Origin of the sequence: Streptomyces sp. ISL-94, from assembly GCF_018614075.1 — a bacterium.
Classification (GTDB): Bacteria; Actinomycetota; Actinomycetes; order Streptomycetales; family Streptomycetaceae; genus Streptomyces.
Genome location: NZ_JAGGOZ010000003.1, coordinates 22,634 through 41,941 on the forward strand (window position 1 = coordinate 22,634; position 19,308 = coordinate 41,941).

The 19,308-nt window shown below is 70.4% G+C and carries 20 protein-coding genes and 6 pseudogenes; 11 read left to right on the forward strand and 15 right to left on the reverse strand.

The features are described 5' to 3' along the window. Positions 1-171: 171 nt before the first annotated feature. From J7E94_RS00810 to J7E94_RS00835, 6 genes are all read right to left on the reverse strand, one after another. On the reverse strand, positions 172-612 hold the full coding sequence (locus tag J7E94_RS00810; protein WP_251055936.1) for a hypothetical protein: 441 nt from the start codon (positions 610-612) through the stop codon (positions 172-174). After that, positions 603-1,121 carry an NADPH-dependent FMN reductase gene (locus J7E94_RS00815; RefSeq protein ID WP_215011331.1) on the reverse strand — a complete coding sequence of 173 codons (519 nt, stop codon included), beginning with the start codon at positions 1,119-1,121 and terminating at the stop codon, positions 603-605. Before J7E94_RS00815 ends, J7E94_RS00810 begins: the two co-directional genes overlap by 10 nt. Before the next feature lie 114 nt (positions 1,122-1,235). Continuing rightward, entirely contained in the window at positions 1,236-1,595 is a 360-nt protein-coding gene (locus J7E94_RS00820; RefSeq protein ID WP_215011333.1) for a hypothetical protein, read from the reverse strand. Then, positions 1,592-1,936, reverse strand: a complete 345-nt coding sequence (locus J7E94_RS00825; protein WP_215011334.1) for a hypothetical protein — start codon at positions 1,934-1,936, stop codon at positions 1,592-1,594. The genes J7E94_RS00820 and J7E94_RS00825 overlap by 4 nt, the downstream gene beginning before the upstream one ends. Further along, a complete protein-coding gene (locus J7E94_RS00830; RefSeq protein WP_215011336.1) occupies positions 1,933-2,388 on the reverse strand; it encodes a hypothetical protein in 456 nt (151 codons plus the stop codon). The genes J7E94_RS00825 and J7E94_RS00830 overlap by 4 nt, the downstream gene beginning before the upstream one ends. A gap of 132 nt (positions 2,389-2,520) precedes the next feature. Further along, positions 2,521-3,435: an NADP-dependent oxidoreductase gene (locus J7E94_RS00835; RefSeq protein WP_285440689.1), complete on the reverse strand. Its 915-nt coding sequence runs from the start codon at positions 3,433-3,435 to the stop codon at positions 2,521-2,523. Between the two features lie 165 nt (positions 3,436-3,600). Here J7E94_RS00835 and J7E94_RS00840 point away from each other — a divergent pair, with 165 nt between their 5' ends. Then, positions 3,601-4,566 carry a LysR family transcriptional regulator gene (locus J7E94_RS00840; protein WP_215011338.1) on the forward strand — a complete coding sequence of 322 codons (966 nt, stop codon included), beginning with the start codon at positions 3,601-3,603 and terminating at the stop codon, positions 4,564-4,566. A gap of 349 nt (positions 4,567-4,915) precedes the next feature. On the opposite strand, the gene J7E94_RS00845 is transcribed toward J7E94_RS00840, so the two are convergent. From J7E94_RS00845 to J7E94_RS00865, 5 genes are all read right to left on the reverse strand, one after another. Next, entirely contained in the window at positions 4,916-5,308 is a 393-nt protein-coding gene (locus tag J7E94_RS00845) for a recombinase family protein (protein ID WP_374224363.1), read from the reverse strand. 221 nt (positions 5,309-5,529) lie between these two features. Next, complete coding sequence (locus J7E94_RS00850) at positions 5,530-6,045, reverse strand: hypothetical protein (protein WP_215011342.1); 516 nt, start codon at positions 6,043-6,045, stop codon at positions 5,530-5,532. A gap of 60 nt (positions 6,046-6,105) precedes the next feature. Continuing rightward, positions 6,106-6,876, reverse strand: coding sequence for an ATP-binding protein (locus tag J7E94_RS00855; RefSeq protein ID WP_215011344.1), 771 nt, complete (start codon positions 6,874-6,876; stop codon positions 6,106-6,108). Positions 6,877-7,389: 513 nt separating this feature from the next. Continuing rightward, positions 7,390-8,019 (reverse strand): Tat pathway signal protein, encoded by a 630-nt coding sequence (locus tag J7E94_RS00860; protein ID WP_215011346.1) that lies wholly within the window; start codon positions 8,017-8,019, stop codon positions 7,390-7,392. A gap of 86 nt (positions 8,020-8,105) precedes the next feature. Continuing rightward, the gene (locus J7E94_RS00865) at positions 8,106-8,906 is read right to left on the reverse strand and encodes a peptidoglycan-binding protein (protein WP_215011348.1); all 801 of its coding nucleotides are present in this window, start codon (positions 8,904-8,906) and stop codon (positions 8,106-8,108) included. 260 nt (positions 8,907-9,166) lie between these two features. On the opposite strand from J7E94_RS00865, the gene J7E94_RS00870 reads away from it, so the two are divergent. After that, a complete protein-coding gene (locus J7E94_RS00870) occupies positions 9,167-10,069 on the forward strand; it encodes a hypothetical protein (RefSeq protein WP_215011350.1) in 903 nt (300 codons plus the stop codon). 722 nt (positions 10,070-10,791) lie between these two features. Here the strand turns inward: J7E94_RS00870 and J7E94_RS00875 are convergent. Continuing rightward, positions 10,792-11,730 (reverse strand): hypothetical protein, encoded by a 939-nt coding sequence (locus tag J7E94_RS00875; protein WP_215011351.1) that lies wholly within the window; start codon positions 11,728-11,730, stop codon positions 10,792-10,794. Between the two features lie 313 nt (positions 11,731-12,043). On the opposite strand from J7E94_RS00875, the gene J7E94_RS35845 reads away from it, so the two are divergent. The 4 genes and pseudogenes from J7E94_RS35845 (at position 12,044) to J7E94_RS34055 (ending at position 14,192) form a co-directional block, all read left to right on the forward strand. Beyond that, positions 12,044-12,226, forward strand: coding sequence for an NAD(P)-binding protein (locus J7E94_RS35845; protein ID WP_374224364.1), 183 nt, complete (start codon positions 12,044-12,046; stop codon positions 12,224-12,226). A 153-nt stretch (positions 12,227-12,379) separates the two neighbouring features. Continuing rightward, positions 12,380-12,748, forward strand: a pseudogene (locus tag J7E94_RS35850) (lycopene cyclase family protein); the annotation flags it as partial. 49 nt (positions 12,749-12,797) lie between these two features. Further along, a pseudogene (locus J7E94_RS34050) lies at positions 12,798-13,145 on the forward strand (MSMEG_6728 family protein); the annotation flags it as partial. Positions 13,146-13,490: 345 nt separating this feature from the next. After that, a complete protein-coding gene (locus tag J7E94_RS34055; RefSeq protein WP_251055943.1) occupies positions 13,491-14,192 on the forward strand; it encodes a hypothetical protein in 702 nt (233 codons plus the stop codon). A gap of 235 nt (positions 14,193-14,427) precedes the next feature. Here J7E94_RS34055 and J7E94_RS00895 read toward each other — a convergent pair. Further along, positions 14,428-15,258: pseudogene (locus J7E94_RS00895) on the reverse strand (ABC transporter substrate-binding protein); the annotation flags it as partial. 1 nt (position 15,259) lies between these two features. On the opposite strand from J7E94_RS00895, the pseudogene J7E94_RS00900 reads away from it, so the two are divergent. After that, positions 15,260-15,565, forward strand: a pseudogene (locus J7E94_RS00900) (non-reducing end alpha-L-arabinofuranosidase family hydrolase); the annotation flags it as partial. A 308-nt stretch (positions 15,566-15,873) separates the two neighbouring features. Beyond that, a complete protein-coding gene (locus J7E94_RS00905; protein ID WP_215011359.1) occupies positions 15,874-16,392 on the forward strand; it encodes a hypothetical protein in 519 nt (172 codons plus the stop codon). On the opposite strand, the gene J7E94_RS34060 is transcribed toward J7E94_RS00905, so the two are convergent. Then, entirely contained in the window at positions 16,384-16,647 is a 264-nt protein-coding gene (locus J7E94_RS34060; RefSeq protein ID WP_251055937.1) for a hypothetical protein, read from the reverse strand. The two genes, J7E94_RS00905 and J7E94_RS34060, sit on opposite strands and share 9 nt — an antisense overlap. On the opposite strand from J7E94_RS34060, the pseudogene J7E94_RS35565 reads away from it, so the two are divergent. Then, positions 16,595-16,843 (forward strand): annotated as a pseudogene (locus tag J7E94_RS35565) (RICIN domain-containing protein); the annotation flags it as partial. The gene J7E94_RS34060 and the pseudogene J7E94_RS35565 sit on opposite strands and share 53 nt — an antisense overlap. Before the next feature lie 56 nt (positions 16,844-16,899). After that, on the forward strand, positions 16,900-17,091 hold the full coding sequence (locus tag J7E94_RS34070; protein WP_308344334.1) for an RICIN domain-containing protein: 192 nt from the start codon (positions 16,900-16,902) through the stop codon (positions 17,089-17,091). 340 nt (positions 17,092-17,431) lie between these two features. Here J7E94_RS34070 and J7E94_RS00915 read toward each other — a convergent pair. After that, a pseudogene (locus J7E94_RS00915) lies at positions 17,432-18,459 on the reverse strand (IS110 family transposase). A gap of 321 nt (positions 18,460-18,780) precedes the next feature. On the opposite strand from J7E94_RS00915, the gene J7E94_RS00920 reads away from it, so the two are divergent. Next, a complete protein-coding gene (locus tag J7E94_RS00920) occupies positions 18,781-19,299 on the forward strand; it encodes an IS110 family transposase (protein WP_308344335.1) in 519 nt (172 codons plus the stop codon). Positions 19,300-19,308: the final 9 nt, after the last annotated feature.

A 19,308-nucleotide genomic window follows, 5' to 3' on the forward strand; every position in this document is an offset into this window, starting at 1 on the left:
CGGGCTCGCTCGGACCGCGGCTGCCTTACCCCTGGCCAGCGGTCGATCACGCCCGCCGTCCTCAGCGTGACGGCCCACGTCGCGGGGGATATGTTCGCGCAGGTGGTCGCGGATCTTCCCGACGATTTCCCGGCAGCGCTCCAGCGGGCCATGACCGTTCGCCAGGGCGTTCTATGGAATCAAAGGTGCCAAGCGGGTGTGCGTATAGATCGCGCCGAGGTACAGGCGTTCAGGATGGGGCACGTGCTCGTCACGGCCAGGCGTGAAGAACACCGCACAGACGTTCGCCGGGTAGGTAAGAATGCTGGATTGCTTTCCGAACGTGAGGCGGTCATTGACGTCGTGGCGGCAATCGGCTGCATCAAGGCCGGCGATCAGGTCTTCTCGGAGCACCGTGGACGGGTAGGACTCCGAGTCCGGCAAGACCAGGGGCGGCAGCGTGGTCGTCGAGCCCGGCCGGAGTCTGATGCAGATCTCGCTCACGGCGCGTTGGGTGACGGACAGCTCCAGGTCGTTCCAGGCGTAGGGGTAGCCGTCAATGTCCGGTCTCATCCGGATGGCGGGGTGTGGGCGTCCTAGACCCAGGAGCTCTTCGGCCTCGGTCAGCGGCATGCCGCAGTCGCGGTGGGGTCGGTCAGGCGCTCGGCCGGTTCGGCGCTGAGGTCGAGGCGGGTGTGGACCTCGGGGATGGCGACTTGGGGGCCGCCGACGACGTAGACGTTGAGCTGGGCGAACAGCTCGCGCAGCTGCATCTGGGCGCGGATGCCGCCGAAGATGCCGGGTGAGGCGGACAGGACCATGGCGGCGTGGCCGGGCAGGACGCCGGCCCCGTAGGGGCGGGAGGCCCAGTCCAGGGCGTTCTTCAGGACGCCGGGGAGGGCGCCGTTGTACTCGGGGGTGGCGACGATGAGGCCGTCGGCGTCCGCGATGGCCCGCCACAGCCGGCGCACGGCGGCGGGCGGGTCCGTCTCCAGGTCCTCGCTGAAGTGCGGTAGATCTCCCAGGTGCTCGAAGAGCTCGATGTGCATGCCTTCGGGTGCCAGGGCGGGGAGGGTGTGGAGGATCTGCGTGTTGAAGGAGGCGGCTCGCAGGGAGCCGGAGAGGGCCAGGACACGGCTCATGACGGGTAGTTCTCCAAGATCAAGGGGGCGCCGCCGGGGAGGTGGAGGGCGGCGGGCGGGCCCCGCCCGGCCAGGGGGTGCGAGGCGGGTTGGGTGGCGGCGGGGGTGTTGCTGTCAGCCGCGGTAGCTTTCGTGGCGGGTGAAGTCGGGGATCTCGCTCGCTTCGAAGGCGTCGGTGTAGTGCAGGGGGCGGATGGTGTCGATGTTCCACACGTAGATCGGCAGTCGGTCCCGGTCGGCGGTGAGGCGGGCCTTGTTGGGGCCGTGGTTCATCCCGCCCGGGGTGATGCTCGCCAGTCCCGGGGTGGGTCCGGTGTGGCGGCCGTCGGGTGTGCCGAGGGGGACGATGACCTCGTCGTAGTCGACGTTGCGGTGGAAGGGCTGGGCTCGCTCGGCGTCGTCGGCGGTCTGGGTGGGGCGCGGGGCCATGGTGACGATCCAGTTCTGCCCGGCCTGGAACGTCGCGTGCGTCATCGGCGGTACATCGAGCCGCTCGGCGGTGACCGGGCGGATGTCCGCCAGGCGCAGCCGGTACGGCGCGAGGCTGCCGGTCCAGCCTTGGACGTCGGACGTCGGACGTCGGACGTCGGACGTCGGACGTCGGCGGGGTCGAAGGCGTAGTAGATCGACGACAGCTCGCCGCCGCGTTTGACCAGTACCTCCCACTCGCCGTCCGCGTTCTGCGCGGAGGGGGCGGCGGTCGGGGCGCCGAGGCGGGGGACGTCGAGGACGCCGCGGTCGAAGGGCAGGAAGTGCCCCAGTGGTCCGCGGTCGGGCAGTGTGATCGGATCGCGGGGCTCGACAACGTAGGTCACGTGCCGGCCGCCCTGGCCGGGGATGATGCGGTAGTTGGCGCCCTTGGGGATGACCAGCTATTCCAGCGGCCCGTAGGACAGGGTGCCGTAGTCGGTGACGAGGGTGCCGTGGCCGGCCTAAGCAGCAGGGTGTCGCCGTCCGCGTTGCGGAAGTAGTACGGCATCGGCGCCGTCCGCCTGGACACCGCAAGGGTGAGGTCGGCGTTGAACATCAGCGGTGTCGGCAGTGCCCGGACGTCCTGTTCGTCGGCGGCGGGAACAGTGGTGAGCTGGATGCCGCGCGCCCGGATCGGGCCCTCCACCCGCAGCCAGTCGGTGGTGGGGTGGGAGTGGTAGAGCTGGGAGACCTCCCCCTCGAAACCTCCTCGGGCGTGGTGCTCCTCGAAGGTTCCCTCCGGCACCGCCGTGCGGGCCTGTCGGGATATCCGGCCCTGGACGTGCTTGGCGAACATGCGAAACTCCTCCCCGAGGGCGCGGGCGGCCGCGCGGTGCAACGGGCGAGTGGGGTGCAGGGGTGCGGCGGGGCAGGCGGCCGTCCCGCCGCACCGGTACGTGGGGCGCGGCACGAGGGCCGCCGCATGGGGTCAGCCGAGGATGAGGGCGAGCTTGCCGCGCTGGCCGCCGGATTCCATCAGCCAGTGCGCCTGGGCCAGCTCCGACAGGGTGAAGTGGCGGGCGACGGGCAGCCGCAGGTCGCCGCGGGCGGCCAGGTCGGCGACCTGGGCGACGCTCTCGGCGGAGCGGGTGCCGAACATCATGGTGATGCCGTACTGCTGGGCCAGCGGCGGGCTGACCAGCGTCACGATCCGCCCCTTGTCGCCCGTGACGGCGACCGAGACGCTGATCGCTTCCTCTGAACCGGTCAGGTCCAGCGAGGCGTCCACGCCCTGCGGAGCCAGCTGGCGCACCCGCTGCTCCAGTCCCTCCCCGTACATCACGGGGGTGCCGCCCAGGGAGCGGATGTAGTCGTGGTTGTCCTCGCCGGCGGTGCCGATCACCGTGACGCCCCAGGCACGGGCGAACTGCACCGCCACGCTGCCCACACCGCCGGCCGCACCATGGACGAGCAGCGTCTCCCCGGCCGTCACACCCAGCTTGCGCAGCGCGTTGTACGCGGCCTGGCCGACCGCGCCGATCACCGCGGCCGTCTCCCACGCCAGTTCCTCCGGCTTCGCGGTCAGGTTTTCGGCCGGGACGACGACGTACTCGGCGTAGGCCGCCATGTCCACGAAACCGATCACCTCATCGCCCACCGCAAAGTCGTCGACACCCTCACCGACCTGGTCCACCACGCCCGAGAACTCGTTGCCCAGCTGCTGGGGGAAGGAGATGTCGAAGACCGCGTCGAACTCACCGCGGCGGATCTTGGCGTCGATCGGGTTCAGCCCCGCCGCCCTGACCCGCACCCGCACCTGGCCCGCTCCGGCCTCCAGCTCCGGGAGCTCGGCCACCCGCAGCACCTCGGGGGTGCCGTAGGAATCCATCACCACTGCCTGCATCACACTTGCCGCCTAACCTTCGAAAAGCACAATCACCGCCGGATCGATCCTCTGATTCATGTCGCTTCCGGCGCCTTACGTCATCCAGTCAACGGCCCCGAGGTACGCCCGGTCCAACACTCTTCACCGGGCAGGTGACAGCCTGCGGCTGTTACGTTGGAGAGCGTGGACCTCGACCTGCGCCAGGTGCGCTACGCCGTCACCCTCGCCGAGGAACTGAACTTCGGCCGGGCGGCGGCCAGGCTCACCATCGCCCAGCAGACCCTCTCCGCCCAGATCACCACGTTGGAGAAACGCCTTGGCGTCACCCTGTTCACCCGCGACCGCCGCCACGTCGCCCTCACCCCGGCGGGAGAGACATTCACCCAGCAGGGCCGCCGCCTGCTCGCCGACGCCCAGCGCCTGATCGATGAGGTCACCCGCACCAGCACACCTCTGCGCATCGACGTCCTCACCGAAGGACTCACCCCCTCACTCCTCACCCAGCACCTGCGCGCCCAGACTCCGTGCCTGGCCTTCGAGGTCCTCCAGAGCCAGGGTCTGGCCGCCGCCCTGCCCCGCCTGCTCGCCGGCGACCTCGACCTCACCTTCGGCCGCGCCCACGGCCTCGGCCAGGACCTCCCCGCCACACTTGCCACCATGCCCGTGCGGCTGGAACCCATCGGCGTCATCCTCCCCGCCGACCACCCGCTGGCCGCCCACGACGAAGTTCCCCTCCACTCCCTCGCCGACCACCCGCTCCTGGTCCACACCGCCGACGAAGCCGCCGAATGGCGCGACTGGATCGACGAGGCCATCACCACCTTCGGCCTCCAGGTCGCACTGCGCGTACGCGGGCACGGCCGCGCCGCCATCCACGCCACCGTCCAGGCCCGCGGTCACCCCGCCTTCGGCCTCACCACCGGACACCTTCCCGACGGCCTCACCGCCCGCCCCCTGACCGACCCCGTCCCGCTCTACCCCTGGCACGCCGTGTGGAACACCACCACCGCCACACCCGCCCTCCACCGCACCCTCGGACTCATCCGCACCTACTCCCAAGGCCACCACTGGCACCACCTACCAGACGAACCTTGGTGGCTGCCAGAAGCCGACCGAAGCGAACTCCGCGCACCGCACAGACAGCCGTGACCGCCTCACCCCGCGTTCTCACAAACGGTCCTTTGCCCGAGCAAGATCAACAACCGGCCGCCGAACCCTGGCCGACCCCCGATGGCTTCTCAGAGGTCGTTTTCCTCCCGTTTGCGCCGCTTCACGGGGCCACCCTGCGCCTCGGTGATGTACTCGCGCCTCACAGGTATCGCGGTCGCCTGCAATGCAGTGGGAATAGTCGCCGATATAGGTTGCTCTTGGAGTGAGACAGACTTCTTGGGATGAGGCTGGCAACGCAGACTCCTATCGGCTCGCACTGGTCACGGTGGTCCACCGACGCCTCGGAAGTCGCACCTCGGCGCTGGGGCGAGTTGGAATCAAACAGACTTCACCGATGAAAACGACCTCTTGGAGCTGACGCGGAAGACGGCTCTGGCGGAGCTGCTTGAGCTCGGGGATCGTGCAGGGACTGGAAGCCGATGCCGCGCTCGCGGAGCTGGGCGGCCATGTTCACCAGGTCCTGGAGCGAGCGGCCGTAGCGGTCGAGCGAGGGGACGACGAGCGTGTCACCCGGAGTGAGGAAGGCGTGGCACGCCTTGAGCTCGGGGCGCAGGTCGTTCTTGCCCGACTTCATGTCGGCGAAGATCCGGCGGCACCCCGCCGCGTTGAGCGCGTCTATCTGGCGGTCGAGCTTCTGCCCGCCGGTCGACACCCGCGCGTAGCCGATCCAGATGTCGGTGAGGACCGCCGGCGAGGGCGTGAGGAGTTCGGACGGCTCCAAGGGCGCGTTCCTCACCCAGCCGTAGGCATCACGGAAGCGCGGTCACACCCGCGATTTTCCCCAGGGGCGCTCGCGTTCCCCACCCGCTCCCGGAGTGTGCGGGCTGTTCCGAGTGGTCCAGGACGCCTGCCCCGGGATCGTCTGCCCTCAGGGATCTGATCAGCATGAAGGCCGTGGGAATGAGTCTGCTCCTGCCGCCAGGCGGCTCCGCGTACGACGCGTCACGTTCCGTCGGTGACGTAGTAATCGTTTTCGAGGTACTCCAGGGTGTAGCTGCCGAGGTCGCTCTCGGAGAAGGTGGCGGAGGCCCTGACCGCTTCGAGCGGCATCTCGATCTTGTCGGGGGTGCGAACGGCGATGCGCTGCGGATCGACCGTCGCGGTTTGCAGGGCCTTCTTCTGCGCGGGTGAGATCATCTGGAACACAGCGACGTACGTTGACGTGCACGGACCGAATCCCATGTCCTGTGCCTTCTTCGCGCCGGGCCCGGCCACTTCGCAGACCGTGTCGATGTCCTCACGGCCCAAGGCGTGGAGGTACTGCTCGTACCGCTGGATCGCGCGCTCCTTCGTCCTCGGCGCAGGCTGGTTACCGGTCGGTGACGCGGACGGCGTGGCCAACGGCTCTGTTGCCCGCGTGGACGCCGACGGCTGCGAAGGCTTCGCCTCCGCGTCCTCCTGCGATTTCTCCGGACCGCACGCGCACGCCATCAGCGCCACGCAGGCCGATACCGCCACGCTCACCATCGTCCGCGTTCTCATCCGGTCCTCTCCACCAGCCGACTACACATCAAGAGGTCACGCAGGATCCTGGGGAACGGTTCCCGAGCCGGTCCAGGAGTCGTGATCGGCGCCGCGCTCGTCATCGTCCCGCCGACGCCCGTGAGTCGACCGCCCCCGGAGGCCTGGTCGAGCCGGGTTGATCTGAGCTTCGCCCACCCTGGACCACTCGTCCCACCCCGGACCTGGCTGGCTATCGGGCCGCCCCAGGTAGTGCAGGCAGTACGTGGACAGGGCGCGTTCCAGTTCCTCACCGCCCTGGAAGTCGCCGATGTGGAAGATGACGTCGGACGGTGTCCGGTCCAGGAGATCGTGGAGGGCGGCGCTGTCGCGGGTGCGGCAGGTCAATACGAGGGGCACGCCCCGCTCCTGGCAGACGTCGACCGCCCGGCGCAGCATGCCGCGGCCGTCCTTGGCGTGCAGAAGCAGGTCCGCTGTGTCGAGCAACGCGACCCGGCCGGGCTTCAGGCTCAGTTCGAAGGACTCCAGCAGTTGCTCGCCCTCATCGGGGGTGAGCACCTGCTCGGCCCGCAGCAGGACCGGCCGGAGCGCCGCACCCGCGCGGATCTCATTCGACGGAGCCTCGGTACGCATGTCCTGGAGGAGGGCCGCCCGGCGGCCCTCGAGCAATTCCGCCACATACCACAGCAGGCTCGACTTGCCGGTGCCCGCTTCGCCCAAGACCACCTGGACCGGCTGGCCGGGGCTGCCGGCCAGGGCCTGCTGCTGCAGGACGCGCGCCAGGCGCTCCTCGGTGCCGCGCCGCACGTACACGTCCCGCAACGACACCGGCGGGGCAATCGGCGGAGCCGTGGTCCAGGAGCAGCATGTCCTGACGGGCCCGTTCACTGATCTCGTCGACCAGCTTCCCGTGCCCGCTGCCGCCGTCGCCGGCTCGCCGGGCGCCGAGCAGCCACAGCTGCCTCGCGGCCTTCTCCAGGCCGCGGCGGAGACCGGGTGGCAGCACGTGGTCCGGCTCACCGAGGCGCGCCAGCGCCTCCACGACCTGCTGGCGGCCCTCCGTGATGGGCCGACGCAGCACGATGTCGGCCCGCAGCTGCCGGAACGTCTGCCAGTGGAAGGTCGTGTACCGGTCGGGCGCCCTACTCACCCCGGCCCGCCGGTCCCGCTCCATCTGCCGTGCGATCTCGCAGCGAAGCCGTCCGCCTGTGGGTACGCATCACCGCTCAGGTGTACCGGGCGCGGTTCACGGCTCGACTGAGCCGCCGCGGGCAGTAAGCCCCCGTGGGTACGAAGCAGCCCCTGGCGCAGAGCGCCAGGGGCTCTGGGCGTGCCCGGGCGCTACAGGTTGCGGTAGTCGTTCCAGCGCACGCTGTTGAGGGAGCCGAGGAAGTACAGGTTCGGCGGGAGGGACTTGTCGCGGTAGTAGGGGGAGGGCAGGTGACGGGTATCGCCGAGCCACGGCGTGTACGCGTGGAAGATGTCGATGCTCTTGGTCAGGCAGTTGTTGCGGAACAGGTTGTAGCCGTTGCCACGGCTGGTCCTCGCCGCCCGGGCAGCAGTGGCCGCATCACCTGCGGGAGTGTTCTGGCAGCGGTACCTGACGTACCGGAAGGCGCCGGTGTGGCGTGTCTTGAAGTCGTTGAGCATCGACTGCCAGGCGCCGGTCTTGATCCAGGTGCCGTTGTCGCCGCCGGCGGGCACGTTCAATTTCCCGCCGGGGTTCTCGGTCGCGCCGTAGGTCCACTTGCCGTGCCGGCCGTCGTGGAACGCCCAGCCGACGTGGCCGTAGGGGCCGAGCCCGTCGTAGGGGATGTCCACCGCGTTCGGGGCGTTGAACATGCACACCCGGCCGCTGAGTGGGGCTGCCTGGGCCTGCGTCGGGGTGGCTACTGCGGCGCCGCAGAGGATCGCGGCCACCGCGGCGGTCGCCGCTGCTGCCCGAGCCCATTTCGTACCGATCTTCGTCATGTCCGCCTCCTTTGGCAGGGGTGTCTTCCTCACCGGTGCGGGACGCGTCCTCCGGGGGAGGCGCACCCCGCACCGCAGAGGGACGATCAGCCGAGGTAGGTGATGTCCCAGTGCTCACCGCGCCGGCCGTGAAGCTCCAGGACGTACTCGGCGTTGCGGCCGGTCCACCGCGGATCGTTGTTCTTGCCCCGGGGCTTGCCAGGGGCCATGTGGTCCCGGATGAACGTGTTGAGGCACGCGTTCGGCCGGATGTCGATCTTGTATCCGTGCTCGTGGGTGCGCAGGCCAGAGGTACTGTGCGGGTACTTCTCCGCGGCGCCGGTGATGACGAAGTCGCACGTGCTGCGCTGCTTGAGGTCGAGGACGAGGTTGAGCGTCCCTTCGCGGACTCCCTGGAAGCTCGTGCACCCTCGCTTGTACTTCTCGGTACAGCGCCCGGACGAGCTGAACGGGATGTCGGCTGCCTTCAGCCTGGCGACGGCCTGGGAGTGGGTGAGTTCGCGGCTGGGGGAGCTGCTGGGGCGCGCCGAGGGGGCAGCGTTCAGCGCCTGCCAGGTCTTCTGGCCGACTGCGCCGTCGACCGTCAGGTTGTGCTCGCTCTGGAAGTCCTTGACCGCGGCGGTCGTGGCGGGACCGAAGGTGCCGTCGACGGCGACCCGGTGACCGTGCTGGGTGAGCTGACCCTGCAGAGTCTTGACGATCTCACCGCGCGAGCCCTGGCGCAGGGTCACGGGCGCAAGCGGCTTGGCGGCCGCCTTGGTGAGATGGTCCGCGGACTTGGCCGTGTCCTCCGCGCTTGCGCTCGTGGTGCCGGCGACGGACAGTCCGATCACGCCGGCGAGGGCCACGGACAGGACCACTCGGCGCGTGCGCTTGTTCTGCTTCATGGGATGTCGATTCCTTAAGGGCAAGGCCGTGCCCAGGCATGGCGAAGCAGCCCGGGCAAGGGGGGTGGGGTGTGCCGGCGACCGCCGACGGATCAAACGATGTCACTGCCGGTGCAGGGGCCGATAGGCTGACGGCGTCCCACATGTCCCACCGCGTCGGCACATGTCCCACCGCGTCGGCCCCTGTCCCACAAGGCGTCTGACCAGCAGTCATACGGCCGGTACTGGGACAGGTGGGACGACGGGCTGAGAGGAGGCCGATGATCGGCAGCAGGCGCGCGAGGAACCAGTCCATCCCGGTACCGCCTCCGCCCGAGGCCTTGGACTGGCTTCACTTGCTCGGAGAGGCCCGAGACGAACTGCAGCTCCAGGCCAGGACGCTGGAGCCGGCTCTGAGGATCCGGTACGGCAAGGCCGGCGTCGCGAAGAGCACCTGGCAACGGATCCTCGCCGGCGAGTACCTGCCGTCAGGGGAGGTCTTCGGCCAACTCGTCAGCCACCAGAAGTTCGACGAGCCTTGCCGGGAGCGGCTGCTTGCCGCCTGGGAGAAGGCATGGTCCGGGTTGGAGCGGCTCGAAGCCGACACCAGGGCGGCGAAGGGGGCAGCGGTAGACCCCCCTGCGCGGCATGACGATGGCAACGGCGCTGCGAGCCCTCCGCCGCCCCGCCCCGTCCTGCAGTGGTCGGCGGGCCGGTCGGGGAAGCAGGCGTTCGCCATCGTCGGGGTGCTGGCGATCATCTGTGTGTCCGTGCTCGTCGGACGCTACCTGCCCGAGTCAGGGAAGACGACGGCCGGCCCCGAGTCCCCCCGCGACGTCGCAGCCGGGAAGCCGACAGGGCAGACGCCGAGTCTGGCCGGCCCGCTGGCCTCTGGTGCTGTGGGCTCCGCGACCGAGCTGGGCGGAAACCACAAGTGCGGGCGCATCCGGTACCTCAACGGCCTGGCGTGGACACCCTGCACCCGGGCGGACGGCGACACGCCGGCGTTCGTCTTGCGGTTGACCAACACCGGCCCGCAGCCGATCACCGTCAGGGCGAAACTCGCCTACGTCCAGACCGCCGTGTCCCATGACTGCCCCGGGCCGTGGGGAACCGGGCTGGAGGTCACCATCGGACCAGGCGAATCAGTGGTGAGCTCAGCGAAGGAGTGCACTGCGGCCTAGTTGGCGGCCACCGTGTTCCAGGCGAAGGCATGGGTGAGTGCCCGTGACGAGGAGTCCTGGGGATACCGCGAGATGTCGATCAGCGCTCACGTTCAGAGCGACGGCCGAAAGGTGATCTGGGCGGACGAGGCGTAGGCCGTGGGGTGGGAGTCGGCTCGGCATCGAGATGATCTCGGTGCGGGGCGAGGGGATCCTTCGGAGGTGCAGTGGTTAGTGCTGGAAGTCTGGTGTCGGAGCCGTCCCCGGCTGTAGGGGAAGGCCGCAGTGGCGGCGCCCCCTGCTGATCGTCTTGCGCGGCAACTCCGGCTCGGCAAGTCCACCGTCGCGGCGGAGGTGCGCCGAAGGCAGGGCCGCGATATCGCCGTTGTCGGCCAGGACACCATCCGCCGCGTCATTCTCAAAGAGGGGGACGAACGGCGGCGTGAACATCCGGATGATCGATACGGTCGCCCGTTATACCTGGTACTGGTGTTACAAGTCGCACTCTGTCGGACGTCGGCCGGAACCAGGATCTGCGGCTGCTGCCCGCTTTCGACGGCGGGTCCGCGCACTGCGGCGGCGGGTTGCTCGGCGGGAGCGGTTCCGGGGCCGCCCAAGCGGAGGGTGAGGGGCCCGCCCCGGCGCCCCGGCAACAGCCACAGCTGGGTGTTCCTGGCCGGCTCAGTTCGCGTGGTGCCGCGCGCGGGGGCGGACACTGGCGGTGACTCGGACAGGGCTTCCTCCTACCCTCCCTCTCCGACAGCGGCACCCCGCTCGGCAAGGCCGCCTGCGACCGCGTGCAGGCTGCGTTCCGCCAGGATCAGGGACCGCTCGCGGACGCAATCGGCGTGCACGACCACCTCGCCCGGGTCGAGGCGGTCGATCGCGCTGTGCACGGCCGCCAGCGCCGGCTCGTACTGCTTCAGCCTGCGCAGCGCCCCGGCCTTGCGGAACAGTGCCTCCGGCCCCATGGCCCCGTCCGCGAAGGCGGAGGCGTCCAGCAGGTCCAGCATCAGCGACGCCTGCCGCGGGAGGTTGTCCCCGAGCCACAGCCCGTGCAGCAACGCGTGTACCACCTTGTCCTCGTCACCCGCCCGGGCCATGACCGCTTCCATGAGCTCCAGCCCCGCGGCCCGGGACCGCCCGAGCAGGGCGAACGCGCGCAGGGCGTCGGTGTACGGGTCCACGCAGTCGCGGACGGCCGGCAGGCCGTCGAAGAACGCCTCGACGGCCACGCAGCGGAAGTCGTACCGCAGCGTGGTCAGAAAGCAGTGCCACAGGGCCCGCCCGAACGCGGTGCCCGGGTCCAGCGAGGCCACGTACGCCTGGTCCAGGAACAGCAGGGCGCTGACTCCTTCGGCACGCGCCCGCCAGGCGAGGTCACCCGTCACACGGGCTGACTCGCGCCAGGTTGCCCCTCCCCGCGCGAGCCACACCGCGGCCTCCCGCGTCCAGTCCCGCCCCGAGCCGATCTCCTCCGCCACCCGGGCGCGCACCATCACCCAGCCACGCTCCCGCAGCCCCTCCTCGTCCTCGCCGAGCGTGTACTCCACGGCATCGGCCGCCCTCGGCAGCCGCCACAGTCCTCCCGCCGCCCGCTCCGCCGCCGCCGTCCACTTCGGGGGCAGCGCGGCGATCGCCGCCTTCGCCGCTTCGAGTCCCGGATGCCTGTCCACTTCCATCGACTGCCTCCCGCGTTACGTCCGCAGTGCACCGGCCCGTGCCCACGGTCCACGGTGATACACCGGGTCACGGTGCAAGTCGGGCGACGGCGCGCGCAGCGCCCCTGCCCGCATGCAGCAGGCCGGGCGCCGCGGCCCCGGTCGCCTCCGCCGCCTGCGGGCCCTGCAGCCCCCGCGGGTGGCGTGACACCGGCCGGGCTGTGCACCGGGTTTGCGGCCAGATGGGCGAGTCGGTGCATCCGGAGCAGCCGTGCGGGGGGACAGCGGTCGGAGCGGAGCGAGAGGGGCGGGGCGCTTGGACAGGGACACGGACGTGCTGATCGTCGGAGCGGGGGCGGCCGGGCTGAGCCTCGCGGTGCGCCTGAGCGCCCCCGGACCGCGGGCCACGCGCCCTCCCTCGGTGATGGTCCTGGAGGCCTGCGACGGTCCGTTGCGCGTGCCGGACCGACGTGGTGCTTCTGGGAGCAGGGACCGGGTGAACACGACCCCCTGCTGATCGGCCACTGGGAGAGGCTGAGGGTGACCGGCGGCGACGGCCGCCCCGCCGATACGCCGCTCGGTCCGTGGCGGTACAAGATGCTGCGCTTCGAGGCCGCTTCGAGGCCGCTTCGGGCCGGACGCCGGCGGCCCGGGGCTGCGTCGGCGGCACGTGGACGTCGAGTCGGTGCGTGACTTCCCGGGCGGGGCGGAGGTCCGGGGGCGCGACCCGGAGGGGCGTCCGCGGACCTTCCGCGCACGACGGGTGTTCGACTCGCGCCCTCCGCGGCCTCTGCCCCCGTCCCGCACCATGCTGCTCCAGCACTTCAAGGGGTGGTTCGTGCGGACCCGGTCTCCGGCGTTCGATCCGTCCTTCGCCCACCTGGTGGACTCCCGCACGCCGCAGCCACCGCTGGGCCTCTCCTTCGGATACGTGGTGCCGTTCAGCCCGACCGAAGCCCTGGTGGAGTACACGCGGTTCTCACCCCGTGTGCTGCCCGAGGCCCAGTACGACAAGGCACTGCGTGACTACTGCCGCGATGTCCTCGCACTGCGCGCCACCAGGAGCAGTTCCAGGACGAGGAGACCCCGTGCAGACGTTCCTACCGTTCGCGTCGTTCCAGGCCTCGGCAGCCGTGCTCGACGGACGGCGGCTCGGAAAGCAACGGGTCGAGGCGGTGCAGGTGCTGCGCGGGCTCACCGTCCCGGGCTACGGCTGGCGCAGGCACCCGGCCGTACGGATGTGGACGGGCTACGAGGAGGCCCTCGTCCGCTACGGACTGGACGTCTGCCAGGTCTGGACGGCCGGAGGGCGCGGCGACACCTGCGCCGTCACCCTGGTCCAGGACTTCCGGACATGGCGGCCGGGCGGAGAGCCGAGGACGCAGGAGCAGCTCGCTACCGACGGGGACCTGCCGCCGTGGCTCGGCGACCCGGCTTTGGGTGGGCCGTTGCGCGGTCGGCGAGGTGGTCGGCGTCGTGGTGCTGGTGGACGGGATGCCCACTCTGCTCCTGCAGAACGGGACCACGTCCGCTGTCTGACCCGGGGCCCGTCCCGTGCGATGGGCGGAACGGCGCTGGCAACCGCGTCGGGGTGTGCCGGCACGTACGAGGCGGGCCGAGCCGGATGCGGAGGGCCGTGCGTGGCATCCGGTCCCGGGCCGGACCTGCACGAGGTCGGCTACGTCGCAGACGTACCTGGGGTGACGACGAAGGCTGTTGTCAGTGGTGGGCGTGAGGATGGAGACCTACCGCTGAACCAGCCGCATTTCGAGGGGACTTCCATGCCCATATCCGTTACCGGGCCCGCCGGCGTAGCGTCCGTCCGGTTCACCACCGGCTGGTGCGCCACGGACCTGGGGCGCTTCCGGCCGTGTGGGTACACCTACGAGGTGTACCCCTTGGACAGCCTGCCGCCATTGGACGCTGCGCAACTCGACGGCGGCTTCGGCTGGCTGGGCGGGGTGGAGGGGCCGCGCTCGAAGCATGGTGAGCATCTCGCAGCCGTGGAACGGGAACTGGCGGAGGCCGGGCTGGCACTCCCCGGAGACTTTGCCGCCTTCTACGGCAGTGAGATGCTCAGCCGCGCTTTCGACGAGGTCTCCGTGACGGCATGCTGGAGCCACCTTTCCGGTCCGCTGCGCAGCCCGGGGGAGGAGGGTGCCCGTCTCGTACGGTTCTTGCGGGACCAGCAGGACTGCGTCATCTGGTATTTGTACCTGCGACCCTCCGGCGAGGCCTTCGTGGTCTTCTCGCACGTGGAACTGGAGTCCGCCGGGTGGTGGTCGGACGGGGAGCCGACGGAAGAGGTCCGGGTTGCGGTGGCCTCCTCCCTCATGCGGTGCGCCGACACCTTCGAGGAGTTCACCTATCGCTTCGTCGTGGAGAACGAGCTGTGGATGCAGCTGAACTCCACCGGCTCCGACGGCCCGTTTCCTCCCCGTCTCCAGGCGTACGCCGACCACTACGGGGCCGCCGCCTCCTGACCCGCCCCTGCCCCCACGTGTGTTGTCCGGACAGGTGGGCGACGCGGCCGGCGGGTGTCTGACCGCGGATGCCCGGTGCGGGGTCGGTCCGCGGAGCACTTGGCCGTCGCCGGCCCCGGACACCCCGTGGGGGGACAAGATCGCCGCCGGAAGGGGCCTCCGGACGCCACGGGCGTCCGGAGGCCACGGGCGTCCGGAGGCTCCTCCGCGCAGGGGACCGCCGGCGTCGGGCTGCTCAGGGAGCGGGCGTGAACTTCGTCGCGGCGGGCGCCGCCGCGGCCTCCTTCACCACCCTCATGCCACCCGGGACCGCTGCGTCCGGCTTCATGATCACGCTCTGCCGGGTGGATGGGGCCTTCGGGTCCGAGAAGTCGTGGGTGATCCCGAAGCCGTTGTCGTAGGACTTCAGGCTCAGGAGCGATGCCCGGATGCCCTCGCGGGTCAGGTCCTTGTCGGCGCAGGCCTTCTTGAGTACCTCCCCGAACAGGGCGCCGGCGGTGAAGCCGGCCACCACGCCGTTGTCGAGTCCGGAGTCCGGGTACTCCGCCTTGTACGCGGCGGCCAGGGCGGCCGGGCCCGCCTCCGCGGAGCCGATCGGCAGGGCGGAGGAGGCGACGTAGTAGTCCTTCTGCAGTGACGCGCCCGCCGGGGTGGCCAGGAGCTGAGGGGAGAAGGCCGAGTTGTTGCCGACGATCGGCACGTTCCAGCCGCCTGCCGCGGCGACCCCGACGAGTGAGGCGGCCTGACGGGGGCCGGCGCTGACCACCACGGCCCTGACCCCGGCCTGCTTGAGCGCGGCGACCTGGGCCGTCATGTCGTTGTCGGTCGGCTTGATCTTCTGTTCGACGACCGTCAGCCCGGCCTCCGCAGCCGCGGCCTTGGCCCCGGCGAGCGCGTTCTCGCCGTAGTCGCCCTCGAAGTACACGTGACCGACCTTGTCGCCCGAGGCGATCCGCTTCTGGTCGAGGAGGAAGCCGATGGCGTTGATGGTCTCGACGTCGTACGTCGCGCCCACCGTGCGGATGTAGGGGCTGCCCAGCAGCGAGGCGGACCAGGCTTGCGGAATCCTCATGATCGTTGAGGCGAAGGGGGCGAAGGGGCGCTACTTCCGCTCGTTCACGGCCTCCAGCCTGAGCGGTTCGTGGACCCCGCAGGCGGGCAGCGAAAGCAACCCCTTCGCGGGCAAGGCCAACAGCGGTGCCACCTGGACCAACGACATCAGCCACGGTGACCTGGTCCGCAACAACCCCGACCAGTCCATGACCATCGACCCCTGCCATCTGCAGTTCCTTTACCAGGGCAAGTCCTCCACGGCGAGCGGCCCCTACGACCAACTGCCGTGGCGGCCGGGTGTCCTCACCCTGCAGCGCTGATCTGCCTGATCCATGATGATCGCGAGTGGGTGCGGCCCGCCGACGCGTAGACGAGCGGTTTACGGCGTGGGCCATTCCACCTGCTGACCGATACTCACCGCCTCAGGGTGCCCCAGCGGTGCGTCGGCTGGGGTTCCTTGAGTGGGGCCGCAGTAGGGCACACCAGCGAACGTGGCGAGGGGGCCGGCCGAGGTTGCGCACGGCATCCACACCCATGGAGGTGACGAGGGCCTCGCGAGCGGCAACCTTTCCCGGGGCGGTGGCAACTGGGGAGCGAACTGCCGGCTCGAACGACCGAATGGATGGGCATGAAGGCAACGAAGCACGCCGCTCCGCAACCGTGGCGCAGGCGCGGGCTGATCGCAGGCATTGCCTTGGCGCTGTCGGCCGTCGGGGGGCTGGTGTGCCTGGTCCTGACCTCTCCCACCGGGGGCAGGGCCGAGGCCGGGCGGGTCGTCGACGCGTCCACCGGGGCCACTGCGGCGAGCCTACGGCCGCCGGCCGGGTCCGGTGTCGCCGAGGGTACGGGTGCGGCGGGGCAGCCGACGGCGCCGACCTCCGCGCAGCCGCCCAGCTCGGCCGCGCCGTCACCCTCGGTACCGGCCAGTGCGACGCCCTCGGTGACCAGTGCCACGCGCCCGGAGTCCGCGGTGGCTGCTTCGGCCGGCCGGATCAGGCCCGGAGTCAGTTACCACGGCGTCGCGACGGCCTACGCGGCGGGTGACGGCAACGGCTCCTGCCTGTACGGCCCGTCCGACGACCTCATGGTCGCGGCGATGAACTTGCGGCGAGACCGGCCCGTACGCCGGCACCAACTCCTACAGTGACGTCACCGGTGACACGTCGACGCTGAGCTTCGTCGGTACCGGCGTCACGCTGCACGGGGTCACCGCGCCGAGCCATGGCATCCTGGGCGTCTCCATCGACGGCGGGGCCGAGGTGCTGGTCGACGAGTACTCGGCGGTGCGCACCGGCGACGTCTCGGTGTGGACCAGCCCCCGGCTCGCCTCCGTCACGCACACGATCCGCGTGCGCGTCACCGGCACCCCGCGGGCCGCTGCGACGCACGACTGGGGCGTCATCGACCGCTTTGAGGTCGCCAACGAGCCCACGACGGGCACGAACTACCGCATCGTCAACCGCAACAGCGGCAAGCCGCTCGCCGTGGCCGGCGGGTCGACCGCGAACGGCGGGTTGATCGTCCAGAAGGCGGATGGCGGTGCCTGGACCATCGACGCCGCCCCCGGGGGCGCGTACAGGCTGAGCTACGTCAGCAGCGGCAAGGCGCTCGACGTCGACGGCTACTCCTCGACCGTCGGGCTCCAGCTTCAGCAGTGGACATCCAGCGGCGCACCAACCAGCAGTGGTACCTGCGGCCCACCGGCGACGGGTACTTCACCCTCATCAGCCACGACAGCGGGCTGGCGGCGGACGTGTACGGCTGGGACACCAGCGACGGCGCCAAGGTCGTGCAGTACACATCCGGCGGCGGCGCCAACCAGCAATGGCAGCTGGTACCGGCGTGACCCGTCGCCGACCATCACCCGCATCCTGACGGCTGCGGAGCCCCGACGTGCGGTCGGCCGGGCACCCGGCTGACCGCACGCCTGCGTCGCCGTGGAATACCACGGCTAGCCACGGGCACGGCAAGACCGACGAAGACTACGCGAGCCACCTGTACGACGACATCCAACGCGCCCAGGACGAAGGGCAGTCGCTGGGCGTATACCTCAGGGCCCGGGCCCAACAGGTCACTGAACGACGGCGAGGTCTGGGCCGAAGCGATGGCCGTAGGTGTCTGCAGCGCCATCGGCGGCGCGCTGGTGGGCAAGCTGCTGACCTGGACCGCGGATGCTCCTATGGGCGTCAAGCCGCAGGAGCAAGATCGGTTTGAGTGATTTGCGGTGTTGGTGTGCTGGTCAGGGCGCGGTAGATCTCGCGGGCGACGAATCGCTTGAGGCAGCGGATGATGTCCTTCTTCGAGAGCCCTTCCTTGGTGCGGCTTCGACGTAGGCGCGGGTGCGTTCGTCGTAGCGCATGCGGACCAGCACGATGGTGTGGAGGGCGTTGTTCGCGGCGCGGTCGCTGCCCCGGTTGAGGCGGTGGCGGTGGGTGCGGCCGGAGGACGCCGGGATCGGCGCGACGCCGGCCAGGTGCGCGAACGCGCCTTCCGAGCGCATGCGCTCGGGGTTGTCACCGGCCGAGGCCGGCAGCTGGCCCGCGGTTTCCGGTCCGACGCCGAACAGGTCCAGCAGCTGCGGGGCGGCCTGCTTGACCAGGGGTCCGATTTCGGCGTCGAGTTCGGCGATCTCGGTATCCATGGCCTGGTGGCGGCGGGCCAGACGTCGCAGTGACGCGCGGGTCGCTGCCAGCGGGCGGGAGAGATCGTCGCCGGGCCGCAGCCGGGCGAGGGTGCGTATCAGCGGGGCCCGGTCCAGGCCCGCGACCTGTTCGCGCAGCATCGCGGGCGCCGAGACGAGCAGGTTGCGGATCTGGTTCATCGCCTGGGTGCGGGCCTTGATGGCGCTGCGGCGGGTGACCCGCAGCACCCGCACGGCCTCGACCACGCCGTCCCGGCTCTTGGGGACGCCGGTGGCCCGCCCGGAAGCCACGGCGGTCGCGGCGGCGTAGGCGTCGATCGGGTCGGACTTGCCCTTCATCCGGCGTGTCTTGCGGTCCGGGCGGTCGACGTCGATGACCGTGACCCCGGCCGCGACGAGTGTGCCGTGGGAGCGCATCCAGTCCAGCAGGTCCCGGTAGCCGCGGATGGTCGCGGGGAACTCCTGGTCGGCCAGGTGCCGGCCGATGGAGTCGATCACGGCCGCGTGATGGGTCAGGCCGTGGGTGTCGACTCCGCCGGTGATCTCCGGGCCGTCGTGCGTCATGCTGGTCATGTCCGTCCTTGCCGCTTGTCCGAGCCGAGGGCGGCACGCGCCGGTCGGGCGGGTGGACAAGACAGTGACGGGGCTTCTTGACCAAGCTCCTGACTTGTTCAATTGAGCCCAGATGCACGGTCTGCAGCCGTAGCGTCCAGGGTGTCGGCCGGCACGGGCCCGCAGTGCTCCTTGCCGCCTTCGGGCTGGCTCGCTGATAGCGTGCCGCCGCCGGCCGACACCCGCGCGGTGTGGCTCGACAGAGGCATGAAGGTGACGCGACTTCAAGTCAGGGTGCCCACCGCACTCCCGTCCCTGTCTCATCGAGTGCGAGGCCAGCCTGTGATCCTGATCGGTGTCGATCCCCACAAGTCGTCCCACACCGCCGTCGCCGTTGACTCTGCCGGTCATCAGGTGGCCCAGCGCCGGTTCGTCGTGAACGCGGGTACGTTCCGCCAGCTCATGCGCTGGTGCGAGCAGTGGCCCGAACGCCGCTTCGCCGTCGAAGGCGCCGGCGGTTTGGGCCGTTCGCTCGCCCAGCAGCTGGCCGCCGCGGGTGAGAACGTGGTCGACGTGCCCTCCACTCTGTCGGCCCGGGCCCGGCTGCTGGCCACCGGCGGAGACCGCAAGACCGACGCCAAGGACGCCCTCCACATCGCCCAAGTCGCCCTCTTCCGCCATGACCTGCGGCCCGTCGTCCAGGAAGACCAGACCACGATCCTGCGACTGCTGACCGAGCGGCGAGACGACCTGGTCCACGAGCGCACCCGCGTCCTCAACCGACTCCACGCCGTCCTGCGTGACCTGCTGCCCGGCGGAGCACCCACCGGACTGTCGGCCGACAAGGCTCAATGCCGGTGAGTTAGCGAG